Below are 13,040 nucleotides of genomic sequence, written 5' to 3' on the forward strand. Positions count from 1 at the left end.
ACCAAACGAGAATTCAAAAGGGTTTAGGCTATAAATCGCCAAGACAGGTGTGGTTTGATTATTATCGTCAGGCTGCGTAACTAAAATCTCCCAAGTTTAGTTGTACGGATTTGACGGCAGGGGTCAATCGGTTAATAAAACTGGCCTAACTGTAAAACTATGTATCATTACCAATCTGTTAGGATTTTGTGTAATGATTTTTGCTTATCTGCTCGTATCAATTACTGCCCACGCGGAGTCTAAAACATGTCATACCCCTCACTACCGTTTACTTCTAAGTTATTTCGGCTCACTTCTTTGACTTGTGCTTTAGCCTTGGCAGGCTGTGGTGGTGGCGGTGATGGTGATACCGTAGATTCTGTTGCACCGGCACCTGATTTAGGTGTGGAGCAGCCCGGGACAGGTAATGGTAATAACAGTGGCGGTGAACAAGTGCCAGATGTTGAGCCTGATTTCTTTTTACAAAAACTAACGCCTGCACCATCTATTGTTGAGTTATCAGATGAAGAAACCTTATTTACCGTTACGGTTAAAGCGGTTGAGAAAAAATCTGGTGGGGCTATGGTGGGCAAGGCAGTTAGTTTAAACGTAAAAAACTCTGAAGCCAATGGGATTACAATTGAGGGTACAAGTGTACAAACTACCGACAGCGACGGTAATGCTATATATAATCTTAAGTTAAATCCACAAGCTGTTGCTGATAAAGATGAACTGATAAAAAATGGTTTTACTCTAGTGGCTACTGCTAACAAAGCAGATGGCACAGCTGTGGCGCCGCAAGAGTTGAAAGTTTCAGTAAATAAAAAAGGTAGTGGTGATGGAACACAAGTAACTGAAAGCAAGCTTAATATCAGCTCGGTATTAAGTACCACTTCAGTCTCTAACAATGCATTAAACCCTTATGGCGATAATGCTCAGTTAACTGTAATCGCTAAAAACAGTAATGGCGCTCGTGTTCAAGATGTAAAAGTTGGACTAGGTATTGATAATATTAAAGGTATCTCTATCGTAGGGGGGAGTAGCGCAGTCACAAATGCTGATGGTATTGCCACTTTTAATATCAAAATAGATGAAAATCTATCAAAAGCTGAGCGCGATGTCCTGTTAAAAGATGAAGGTGTTACGTATGCTGTTAGTATTCAAGAGAAAAATGGTGCTACCAAGCAACAAACAGGCAGATTATCTGTAGCGATACCAATCTCTGATTATGGTTTAAGTGTTGTAGCTAATAGCTCAAAGCCGCTTAGCGCTTATGGCGATACCCAACAACTGACTATCACTGCTAATCCCAAAAATAGTAACGTACTAACTGATATCCAAGGTGCTAAAGTCGTTGTTAAGCTCAACGATGCGCCTAATGGTGTGAGTTTAGAAAGCAATCAGCTAATTTTGGATGATAAAGGTAAGGTAACTGTGGGTTTGGTAATAGCGCCTAAGCTCGAAGACTCTGTACGTCAAGAGTTGGCTAAAGACGGTATTAGTTACACAGTAACGTTATCAGAGCCTAATCGTTCAGTCACTGCCAAAACCTTTAAAAGCTTGGTTGAGATCCCAGAAGCAACAAATGTGGTCAGTTTTGAGGGAAGTGACAAAAAACAATTATCAAGCTCGGGCGGTAGCGCTATTGTAAGCTTTAGAGTCAATGACAAAAATGGTGGCGCAGTAGCCAAACAATTGGTTTCTGCCAGTCTACCCATGACCTTAACAAACCAAGGCTTGTTAACTATTGATGGTAGTGCTGAGCAAGTTACCAATGACAAAGGTATTGTAAGCTACACAGTACGTGTACCTGCAGGACTCACTGAAGCACAAAAAGCAGCATTAGAAAAAGCGAGCAACTTTATACTAAGTGTGAATGCTGTTGAAGCTTCTGGTGCTAGTAGTACAGCAATTAGCGAGCGTATTTTGATTGGTTCAGATATTGGTCAAAGTGACATCACATTAACTGCCAAAAGCATTCCTACTACTGTAAATATTTTAGAAGAGCAATTTAAGCTACAGATTGCAGCCAAACGTAAAAATGGTAGTGCAGCAGCTGGCAGAACAGTAAAACTGGTTCTTAATGAGGGTGCGAACACTGGTATTACCATTCAAGGTAATGAGCAAACTACTAATGGTAGTGGTGTAGCAGAGTTCACTATTGGTGTTAGTCAAAGCTTAAGCCAACCACAACGTGATCAATTGATTAAGTCAGGCATCGCATATACGGCAATCTTGACCGATGAAGATGGCACACAATCTAAAATTATCCAAACAGTGAATGTTGAACAACCAATCAGTAGTATTCAGTTCGCTTCTATTGCTAATCCTTCTATCAGCGAACTCGGTGGTAGTGGTAATATCAGTGTTAGATTATCCTCTAGCAGTAACTCAGCTCAACCGATTGCCAACCAGAGTGTTGCTATCATATTGGGTGCTAAGGCACAGAATTATGGTGTTACGGTCAATCAGTCGGCGATGACTGACTTCAATGGTGACGCCTTATTTGCGGTTAATATACCAAGTGGTCTAACAGCTGAGCAGCGTGCTGACCTTAAAAACACGGGTATCAATTATCAGCTGTCTTATGTCGAAAAAGGTATTACTTACAAATCTGAAATACAGAAAGTAAATATTACGACGCCAGTAGTGATGCTCAATATTTTGAACGCAACCAATAATATTGATAATCAAGCTGGCTATGTCCTTAATAATGTGGGAAGTACGGCCAGCATCCAAGCACAGTTAAATAATCAGTCATCTGGTGAGCAAGTCGGCAGTCAACCAGTCACATTAACCTTTGAAAATAAGACTTTGGCAAGTTTGTTGACAGTAAATGGTCAGATTGGCTCATCAACTATCATTAAAAACACAGATGCTAATGGCTTGGTGAATTTTGACGTTGTGGTGCCAAGTAATTTGAGTGATGAGCAAAAAGAAGCGCTCAGCAAACAAGTATTAACAGCGACTTTGACAGAGACACTAACTGGCAAACAGCAGCAGGTCAAAATTAAGGTCCAATCTATGACAGCGGCTATCTCTTTGAAAGCTAGCTCAACCAAGGCTTTAAATCTAAATGGCGGCGAAACACAGATTGAAGTAGTGGCAGCAGATAACAAAGGTAACGTTGTCACTGGACAAAAAATATTTCTTGCACTACCGGCTTCTATCGCCAGCCAAGGTGTCACTTTGGTATCAGGCGGTAGTCAAACAACTGATAATTCAGGTAAAGCTGTATTTACTCTAGCGGTACCAAACAATTTAACCGATGAGCAAAAAACAACTATTGGTAATAGCTTTATTATTGGGTTATCAGCCGCTGATAGCAACGGTAATATTGTCACCCAAGCCAGTACGGTGAGCACAGTTATTCCTAATGGGACGACGGAGGCCATCACTATTGGCGCCAATAAGGTTGTAAATACCAAAGGCGATACCTTTAAGGTATTTGTGCGTTTAGAGAATACAGACGGTGCTATCGGCAATCGTGAAGTCACTTTGAGCGTTGATGATCCTATCAGAACGGGTGTCACTGTTTCTAATGGTACCGCTAATACCAACAGTGATGGCGTGGCTACTTTTAATCTGACCCTCGAAGATGGTGCTAACGTTAATCAGGCAATTCTAGAAGAGGGTATTCGACTCACGGCAAAAACAACTACGGCTGAAAATAATGAATTAACACAGGACTATATCGTCGCTGTAGATACCGCCACCATTGATAGCTATCAAATTATTGTCAGCTCTGATAAGCCTACCTTAACCACAGGAGGCGATCAGACCAATGCCATCATCCGTGTCACTGACAGTAAGGGTGGTATCTTAGCAGGCGTCCCTGTTCAGCTTGCTATTTCTAATCTTGCGGCAAGTGGGGCGGCACTCACCACACCAAGTATGGTAACCACTGATGCTATTGGTCAAATTGATGTCGGCGTACTTTTAGCCGCAGGCAGCATCAATGCGCGTCTAAATCACGCCATTGATATTGAGGCCAAAATCGTCACGCCAGAGTATGACGCTAATGGCGATGTCACGCTCACCACACGCGAGAGCAAAATATTAAGCTTATCAGCAGTTGGTACTAAAATTGATCTTGAGGCGACAAACACCAAGCTTCAAGATGATGAAGTCTTTACTATCACCACCGCACTAGTTGATGGTACAGGACAAGCAATTAGCAATGCAGAGGTACAATTGGTTGACGCTAATGATGACTTGATTGCATCGACGGCCAAAGTTATCACAAATGCTGACGGTCAAGCGATTTTTGAAATCAATGAGAATCAGCTCACCTTTGATAGCAATGGTAACTTACGTGTATTTGCGCGCGCTTTGGGTGAAAATAGTATCAATATTCAGCGCAGTCTAAATAGTATTGAGCTGGTTAAGGTCTCACAGGCAGGTATCAGCTTCATTGATATCAAAGACGTTTATGATGTTAATACGCCGCAGCTTATCAATGTACAGATCCGTACTGACTCTTTAAGTGAAGCAAATGATCTGTTGGGCAAAAATGTTGAGATACAGACCACTATCGGTACGTTTAACAATAACGATGTTATTACTACCAAAACGATAGCGCAAAATAATATCAATGGCAATATTATTACCATACCGGTCACTTTGACATCTCAGCTTGCTGGTATCACTGCACTACAAGCGACTGTACTTGGTGAGAGTCTGCAAAACGGTGAGCCGCGTTATCAAACCACAGTTGATACACGCTTCCGTGCCACCACGCCTGCTAAGATGCTGTTCCAAGCAGTAAAGTCTGTTATTACTCCTGGTGGTAGCACCGAAGTGGTAGCGACAGTCAAAGACAAAAACGATGTGCCAGTCGAAGGGCAAACGGTCGTTTTTAGTCGTGCGTCAGACTCGTCAGCAGGTCGTTTGTCTGCTGCAACAGCGGTAACGGATAGTAGAGGTGAGGCGCGCGTGGTTTATCAAGCCAATGCCAGCTCTCCTGTGGGCGGTGTCATTATCAACGCACGTTTATTAGAGGATAACGCAGGGATTGGTAGTAAAACCACCAATATTACTGTCTCAGAAGAAGCTGTATACACTACTCTAGCATTCGCTAATAAAATATCTTCTGACGATATTTACTACACCGTACGTGGCTCAATCTCTGTCATGGACGGCTCAGGGCGTGCTGTACCCAATCAAGAAGTCTCTGTTAAGTCTTATGCCACACAATATGCGCAAGGAAGGGTGTGTTTGTTAGACAGTACCGTGACGTATCAAGCGGCTGATACTGAAGAGAAGGATGAGAATGGTAATATTATTTCTATCACACCAGAGCCTAAGGTGTTCTCTGAAAAGTCACCTATTTATTTAGAATCTAATTGGATACCAACTGAGGATCTAAATTACAACTATACGTTAGATCAGGACGAAGATATTAACTTTAATAGCGACGGTAGCATTGGTAACGGTCAATTAGAGACTATTAACCCTGTGGCTATTATTGGTGGCACTTTATCAGATGATGGCTACTCATTTGTCACAGATGATGAAGGTCGAGCTGATTTTGAGATTCGCTATCCAATGCGCTACTCAAGCTGGGTAAAAGTACGTTTCGATGCATCAACTTTTGTAAATGGTAGCGAAAACACGCAAAATATTAATTATCGTCTACCAGTTTTAGAGGGAGATGTATCAGTATCTGACTCAGACATAATGACTCCATGGATTGGCGGTATAAGTCCATTTGGTGATGCTGGCGCAACTTGTGTAAATAGCATGAATGTTTTCATTAATGAGCAAAAAGATACTACTAAAGTAATCTTATCGCCTTATGCACCATCACAATCAAACTATACTGTAGCTATTAATGGAGAGAGCTCAGGATCAGTAACGACAGGTTACGATAGCTTTATCGTAGATTTTAACGAGGCATTTGCGCTAGGTTCTAAAATCAAAATCAGTCGTAGTGGCGTCAATTTCTCTAAAACGCTTAAAGTTGAGTAGCCACTACCTCGCATTAACTTAAAGTGCATTATTCGGTAAAACCCCCAACCTTACGTTGGGGGTTTTTAGTTTGTCATCTCAAACAGCTAAATAAATAAAAACAACCAACTCGCTCAGCAAAATAGTACAAAAAAGATTAAAATGACTGGTTTACTACGCTGTCAGTAGTTTTCAGCGATAAGTTATCATTTTTTATATTGGGCGTATTATGTCAGACAATACCAAAACGACTTCACTATCCAACACAGCCTCACAGAGCAAACAAGTCACCACTGCTATCGATACCGCAACGCTTTTGATCAAATGCAAAGATCAAGCCGGTATCGTACAAGCAGTATCTGAGTTTATCCATCGTTATGGCGCGAATATCATCACGCTAGATCAGTATTCGACCGCTCACGAAGGCGGTCAATACTTTATGCGTTTAGAATTTGCCTTAGCAGGACTAAGCGAGATTATTGATAATTTTGAAGTCAGCTTTAGCCATACGGTCGCCAAACGCCATAATATGGAATGGCGACTACATAACAATGCGGTCAAGACCAAGGTGGGTATTTTGGTGTCCAAGTTTGATCATGCGTTGTTAGATTTATTGTGGCGACACCAACGCGGCTTGCTTGATTGCGAAATTACTTGCGTGGTCAGTAACCATCCTGACTTACGTCAAGCCGTAAAAAACTTTGGCATCACCTTCCATCATGTTGCTGTGAGCAAAGACAATAAGGAACAGGCAGAAGAGCAGATTCATAAATTGATGGAAGGGAATGATTTGCTGGTATTGGCCCGCTACATGCAGATACTGTCGTCTGATTTTGTGAAGCGCTGGCCGATGCAGGTGATCAATATTCATCATTCGTTCTTGCCTGCATTTGTGGGGGCAGACCCTTATCGCCAAGCGTATGATAAGGGCGTCAAGCTGATCGGAGCGACCGCGCATTATGTCACAGCTGAGCTTGATCAGGGGCCAATCATTGAGCAAGATGTTCATCGGGTGACCCATCGCCAAGGTGTGGCGGAGTTACGGGCTATTGGCCGTGATATCGAGCGTAACGTACTGGCGCGTGCCGTGAACTGGCATGTGCAAAACCGTGTGATTGTCGCAGGTAATAAGACGGTGGTTTTTAACTAAGAAAAAAGTCAGTGGTGCATAAAGTAGTATCATGGCGGTCGGTACTACTGCTACCGACCGCCATATTGTTATGACGCTATCCCTATATCAGCATCTCTAACACAAACTTGCTACCAACAAAACCAATGGCCAGCAAAATAAAGGCATAGACGGTCATGTTGGCGGCACGTTTGCCTCGCCATCCCGCACGCCAGCTACCAAATAATAGCGCCCCAAACAGCAACCACGACAGCAGACTGAAAACCGTCTTGTGCACAATGTGCTGCGCCATCAAGTCTTCTACATAGACAAAACCGATGCCCAGCGCGATGCTAAGTAAGACAAATCCGACCAAAAGCATATCGAAGAGCAAGCTCTCCATACTTTGCAATGACGGCAGTTTATTGACCCAAAAGCGGTGAACGGTATGATGTTTAAGCTCACGGATTTGTAGACGTAAAAACAGCGCTTGTACCGCCGCCATCAGCAGTACACAATAGGCGGCAAGAGAGAGCAAAATATGAGCCTCAAGCCCAATACTGATATCAGCAATGGGTTGATAAGGAGCGCGGCCAATACAGCCGACTATCATACCTAGTAGGGCAGTGGGCGCGGCTAAGATGCCAAGGCTCACCACGGGGCGGTACAAACAAAACAAGACGTAAAAGAACAAGAAAAATAAACTGATTAAGCTAATCACATTAAATAAGTTGAAATTTAGACCATAAAGGGTCACAACGTATGGATACAGCAGCGCCGCATGTGCGACCATACCGCCCATCAATACGCCTAAACTGATGCCTTTATGAATCGGCTTATCTAGAAACAGCGCCCAACCAATGTAAACGCTGACTAAGATATAAGCTAGGCTAGCAAGTAAGAATGCAAGGTGCACAGATATAAAGCCTCATCTTATATTGAGCCCATAATGCCCGCTCAATGCAATGCGAAAGTGATATTATCGGAATGATTAGAATAATTGACCAATTTATCATAAAATGGTGACCAATTGAGCACCATCTTGCGTATTCCTTACAAATGCTTGGCTAAGTCAGCGTGAACCAAATACGCCATGAACAAGTGATAAGCAGAACCCCCAAGCCTTTTGCAAAACGAGTGTCATTTTTGCAGGCTCTTAATGCTATAGTATTGATAGTAGACTGTTTTTTATCATACTTTTATAAAAAATCGGCCTAATATTTGAAAACATACTCATATGGTTTGTCAGCCATTTTAATGGTGCTACTGAAAATTATTTTAACTAAGAATTATTTTAACTGAGAGTTATTTATGTTTGATACCTTAACAGAACGCTTATCGTCAAGCCTGCGTAACATCGTGGGTACTGGGCAACTGACTGAAGATAATATCAAAGACACTTTACGTGAAGTGCGTATGGCGCTGTTAGAAGCGGATGTGGCGCTCCCTGTCACGCGTGACTTTGTGAAGCGTGTGAAAGAGCAAGCGCTTGGTGCTGAAGTCCTTAAAGAGCTCGCGCCCGGACAAGCGTTTGTCAAAATCGTTCATGACGAGCTGACCGAAATGATGGGCAGTGCCAACCAACAGCTTGAGATGACAGGTAAGCCGCCGGTTGTCTACTTGCTGGCAGGTTTGCAAGGGGCGGGTAAAACCACCACGGCTGGTAAATTGGCCAAATTTTTACAAGAGCGCCATAAGAAAAAAGTCATGTTGGTATCCGCTGACGTCTACCGCCCAGCGGCCATCAAACAGCTTGAGCAAGTAGCAGGTCAAGTGAATGCCAAGTTTGTAAATTCAAGCACTGAAGAAAATCCGATTGATATCGCGAAACGCGCTATCGAAGAAGCCAAAATACAGTATCAAGATATTTTGATTATCGATACCGCTGGTCGTCTACATATCGACGACACCATGATGGACGAGATCAAAGCGCTGACTGCCGCAGTCAATCCATCAGAGACGTTATTTGTCGTTGATGCCATGACCGGTCAAGATGCGGCCAATACCGCCAAAGCCTTTAATGATGCGCTGCCACTGACGGGTGTTATCTTAACCAAGACAGACGGTGATGCTCGCGGCGGTGCCGCGCTTTCTGTACGTGCGATTACTGGTAAGCCGATTAAGTTTTTAGGCCGCGGCGAAAAATTAGATGCGTTAGAGCTTTTCCATCCCGAACGTATCGCTCAGCGTATCCTTGGTATGGGTGATGTGCTAAGTTTGGTTGAAGAGGTTGAGCAAAAAATTGACCGCGATAAAGCCGAAAAAATGGCGAAAAAGATGCAAAAGGGCGGCGACTTCGACCTTGAGGATCTATTGACCCAGTTCCAGCAAATGAAAAGCATGGGCGGTATGGCAGGTTTCTTAGATAAGATGCCAGGTATGGGCGGCTCTGACATGCAAAAAGCGGTCGAAGATGCCAAACCAGAAGAAAAAGTACGGGAGATGGAAGCATTAATTAACTCAATGACACCATTTGAGCGCAAAAATCCTGATAAGATCAATCCCAGCCGTAAGCGCCGTATTGCTGCTGGTTCTGGGCGCGAGATTCAAGACGTCAACCGTTTGCTCAAGCAGCACAAGCAAATGGCAAAAATGATGAAAATGATCTCAAAACCCGAAGGCATCAGTAAAATGATGAAGTCTATGCAGGGGTTGATGGGTGGTGGCGCCTCTGGCGGCGGTGGGCCTTTATTTGGCGGCGGTGCTCAACAAGGCGGTGCCAAAGATGTGAATCCAGAGCAGATGGCAAAGCAAATGGGACTTGATCCTAACAATATGCCGAGCACTGAAGAGATGCAAAAGCAAATGCAAGAGATGCAAAAGCAAGCGCCAAAGAAGTTTAAAACACGTTTTTAGGTAGTCGCTGACTTTATCAACAGTCACTACGCAATAAAAACCTCAAAGCTGACACAGTTTGAGGTTTTTATACGTTGGCCCTATTTAAATAAATTCTTATGGATAAAGTAAGAAAAACGTAGAAAGTCACAAAAATAGCCTGTTCCAAGTGCTATGATAGGCGCTGATTTATGAAGCCAGTGCTTTTTTATAATGCTAAGTAGTGTAAGCCGAGGTGATGATGTTTTTAGCAATGGATACCGTGTTTGATCAGTGCTCGGTGGCGATTTTAGATTCGAACGGTCAAGTGCTGTCGAGTCATACCGAGACAGGTAAGCGCCAGCAGACGCAGCAAATCCTCCCTATGATTGATTCGGCGTTGTCTGAAGCCCAGTTGCGCCTTGCTGATGTACAAGCTTTGATATTTAACCGAGGCCCTGGTGCCTTTAGCGGTATCAGAATCAATACAGCAGTGGTGCAAGCATTGTCTGTGGCGCATGATCTTCCTTGCGTGGGTGTCTCAAGCTTGCAGGCGATAGCGCAGAGCGCGTATCAACAGTATGGTCTGACTGAAGTATATAGCGCCCTTGATGCTCGTATGCAGCAAGTTTATTTTGGTCAATATGCCATAACAGATAACCATCAAGCAGACCGTACCGTCATGCAGCCTGTGTTGAATAGTGACAGCGACAGTACTGAGCAGTTATTAGACTATGACAGCCAAACCGCGCTTAACATTCCTATCGTGGGTAATGGCTCACTACTGTTAAAAGGACAGGATGGGCAAGTATCTCATGAAGATGTCAGGCCAGATGCGGTGGTGATCGGGCAATTAGGTATCGCCCAATTTATCACCTCTGGCGGTACCGATGCTGCAAATGCGTTACCAAAATATTTGCGCAATCAGGCATGGAAAACACTCAAAGAGCAAGGTAAAGCATAGTGATGGCCAGTGCTGTCTCGGTATACTAAAAATTAAAACCGTATTACGCAACCAGTAGGTCTGTGTCTAGGAAAGCCATTGTGGATATCATTTTATTAATTCAAGCTGTCATCATGGGTATCGTTGAAGGTATCACTGAGTTTCTACCCATATCCAGTACCGGTTATATGATTCTATCAGCAGATTTGATGGGATTTTGGACCAAAGAGAAAGTTGATTTATTTGTCGTGGTGGTACAGCTTGGCGCTATATTGGCGGTGATTTATGACTACTGGGGCAGATTGTGGCAAGCGTTAATGGGGTTGCTGACTGGTAAAGCAGAAGGCATGACCAACCCAAGGCAACTTGGGCTTAGCTTGATTGTGGCGACTATTCCGGTCATGGTCGTGGGCTTTACCTTTGCAGACGAAATCAAAGCGTATTTGTTTAATCCTATCGTCGTTGCGATTATGCTAATCATTGGTGGTTTGCTGATATTTTATGTCGAGAGTCGGCCTAAGACCATCATTGCGCAAGAAGCAGAAGATGTTGGGTTAAAAACGGCGTTGATGATTGGTCTACTTCAGTGCCTTGCCTTGATACCAGGCACCTCACGCTCAGGAGCCACTATTATTGGGGCGCTATGGCTTGGCGTCTCGCGTAAGGCATCAGCTGAGTTCTCCTTCTTTTTGGGAATTCCGGTGATTGTGGGTGCAGCACTATTGGACTTGATCAGCCATGGCGATGTATTGACCAACAGTGAAGATTGGCTGGTGCTGGGAGTCGGCACGGTAGTGTCTTTTATCGTGGCGTTATTGTGTATCCGTCTGTTAGTGGCGTGGGTGAGTCGTCGTGACTTTACTATTTTTGCTTGGTTGCGCATTATTACTGGCATCATCGTATTGGTTGCTGCTTGGGGCTTTGGATATCAGATGGCAGGCTAAATGTTTATGGTGGGTTGATGGCGCGTTCGATAATAGAGGTAAGTGGTAAAAAGGATGATGGTTATGACGGCTTTGCCCCAAACGTGCAATAAGACGAGTGCGCTTATACATTGCCAACTGCTTTATGTTGATGACAATCAGCACGCACAGATTGAGAGCCTACAAGCATTGATCACTGAGCACAAACTGCCACTTGCTTTACACACTGAGCGTTACACAGATAAATTAACGCAAAAACAGCGCCAACATCTTAGTCAGACCGCAACGCACCCTATATTGTTGTTGGATAAAAAAAACACGCTGTCATGGCTAAGTGGTGGACTGAGCGTCTCACCTGAATGGGATAAACTACAACGCCGGGTGGTGAGCGCGGGGCGTAAATCCGAGTTATTGCTACAAGCGGCGAAAATCACATCGGACAGCCGCGTTATAGATGCGACTGCTGGTTTTGGCCATGACAGTTTGATACTAGCCAGTACGGGTGCTCAGATAGTCATGCTTGAGCAGCAGCCCTTGATGGCGTTGCTATTGCTCGCAGAGCAGCAGCGTATGAACGCATTGGCAAATTGGCAAAAGCTCATGGCGCGTTTGCAGATTATTAACACCGATGCTCTCGCTTATTTTGCAAGGGTGGACAACGCCTCTGTCTCTGACAATCACAAGGCAGTTGACGCGGTGTATCTAGACCCGATGTTTCCAGAAGACAGCTATCAAGATAGCAAAACGGGTAAAGGCGCTAAAGTGGGTAAGCACATGCAAGCGCTGCATCAACTGGCGCATCCTCCCACAGCAGACGAAGAGCTGCAATTGCTGCAAAGCGCGCTCGCAGTGGTAAGTCAAAATGGGCAAACATCTGGCCGAGTCATCGTAAAGCGCCCGCAATTTGCGCCGCTACTTGCTAATCAACCAGTCAGTGAAAGCTGGCATAATGAAGCAGTGCGTTTTGATGGTTATTTTGTCTAGCGGTTATTTTGTCTAATGGTTATGGCGATGAACGATGACGCATCATGCTTAAATAATATAGTTAAAAAGCTTACCGTTAATGGATGTAGGAGCAAGGAATGTCAACGCTAATCATTTGGATCATGGGCGCCATTTTATTACTAATAAACATCATGTTACGTACTCGAATTCTGCGGCTGGAAGCACGTCTAAAAGCATTGAGCAATCCACAAGAGCAGTTGGCATTTTTGCGTCAGCAAGCATCAAAAAAAGAGAAGGTTGCCGCTATCAAAGCATTACGAAAACAGTATCCTGAGATATCGCTGATTGAAGCAAATCGGTTATGGCAGCAAATATAGAG

At 43.9% G+C, this 13,040-nt stretch carries 8 protein-coding genes; 7 read left to right on the forward strand and 1 reads right to left on the reverse strand.

The genetic code is table 11. The features are described from left to right. The first annotated feature begins 246 nt into the window (after positions 1–246). Together DVY93_RS11605 and purU are read left to right on the forward strand one after the other, a co-directional pair. On the forward strand, positions 247–5,949 hold the full coding sequence (locus DVY93_RS11605; RefSeq protein WP_230710913.1) for a hypothetical protein: 5,703 nt from the start codon (positions 247–249) through the stop codon (positions 5,947–5,949). 208 nt (positions 5,950–6,157) lie between these two features. Further along, positions 6,158–7,078 (forward strand): formyltetrahydrofolate deformylase, encoded by a 921-nt coding sequence (gene purU, locus DVY93_RS11610; RefSeq protein WP_198333906.1) that lies wholly within the window; start codon positions 6,158–6,160, stop codon positions 7,076–7,078. An 82-nt stretch (positions 7,079–7,160) separates the two neighbouring features. Here the strand turns inward: purU and DVY93_RS11615 are convergent, their stop codons facing one another. Continuing rightward, positions 7,161–7,952, reverse strand: coding sequence for a cytochrome C assembly family protein (locus tag DVY93_RS11615; protein ID WP_230710915.1), 792 nt, complete (start codon positions 7,950–7,952; stop codon positions 7,161–7,163). Positions 7,953–8,347: 395 nt separating this feature from the next. Here DVY93_RS11615 and ffh point away from each other — a divergent pair, with 395 nt between their 5' ends. The 5 genes from ffh to DVY93_RS11640 all read left to right on the forward strand — a co-directional run bounded on the left by ffh (position 8,348) and on the right by DVY93_RS11640 (position 13,038). Beyond that, positions 8,348–9,892 carry a signal recognition particle protein gene (ffh, locus tag DVY93_RS11620; RefSeq protein ID WP_230710917.1) on the forward strand — a complete coding sequence of 515 codons (1,545 nt, stop codon included), beginning with the start codon at positions 8,348–8,350 and terminating at the stop codon, positions 9,890–9,892. 220 nt (positions 9,893–10,112) lie between these two features. After that, on the forward strand, positions 10,113–10,814 hold the full coding sequence (gene tsaB / locus DVY93_RS11625; RefSeq protein WP_230710937.1) for a tRNA (adenosine(37)-N6)-threonylcarbamoyltransferase complex dimerization subunit type 1 TsaB: 702 nt from the start codon (positions 10,113–10,115) through the stop codon (positions 10,812–10,814). Positions 10,815–10,894: 80 nt separating this feature from the next. Further along, positions 10,895–11,737, forward strand: coding sequence for an undecaprenyl-diphosphate phosphatase (locus DVY93_RS11630; RefSeq protein WP_198333907.1), 843 nt, complete (start codon positions 10,895–10,897; stop codon positions 11,735–11,737). A gap of 63 nt (positions 11,738–11,800) precedes the next feature. Further along, positions 11,801–12,700, forward strand: a complete 900-nt coding sequence (locus DVY93_RS11635) for a class I SAM-dependent methyltransferase (protein WP_230710919.1) — start codon at positions 11,801–11,803, stop codon at positions 12,698–12,700. A gap of 98 nt (positions 12,701–12,798) precedes the next feature. After that, positions 12,799–13,038, forward strand: coding sequence for a hypothetical protein (locus DVY93_RS11640; RefSeq protein ID WP_193004742.1), 240 nt, complete (start codon positions 12,799–12,801; stop codon positions 13,036–13,038). Positions 13,039–13,040 lie beyond the last annotated feature (2 nt).

Source organism: Psychrobacter sp. CCUG 69069, from assembly GCF_021023115.1.
GTDB lineage: Bacteria > Pseudomonadota > Gammaproteobacteria > Pseudomonadales > Moraxellaceae > Psychrobacter > Psychrobacter namhaensis.

What these genes read in the sequence shown, in the direction of transcription:
- DVY93_RS11605 (WP_230710913.1), top strand. Translation starts at nt 247, where the DNA reads ATGTCATACCCCTCACTACCGTTTACTTCTAAGTTATTTCGGCTCACT.
- purU (WP_198333906.1), top strand. Translation starts at nt 6,158, where the DNA reads ATGTCAGACAATACCAAAACGACTTCACTATCCAACACAGCCTCACAG.
- ffh (WP_230710917.1), top strand. Translation starts at nt 8,348, where the DNA reads ATGTTTGATACCTTAACAGAACGCTTATCGTCAAGCCTGCGTAACATC.
- tsaB (WP_230710937.1), top strand. Translation starts at nt 10,113, where the DNA reads ATGTTTTTAGCAATGGATACCGTGTTTGATCAGTGCTCGGTGGCGATT.
- DVY93_RS11635 (WP_230710919.1), top strand. Translation starts at nt 11,801, where the DNA reads ATGACGGCTTTGCCCCAAACGTGCAATAAGACGAGTGCGCTTATACAT.
- DVY93_RS11640 (WP_193004742.1), top strand. Translation starts at nt 12,799, where the DNA reads ATGTCAACGCTAATCATTTGGATCATGGGCGCCATTTTATTACTAATA.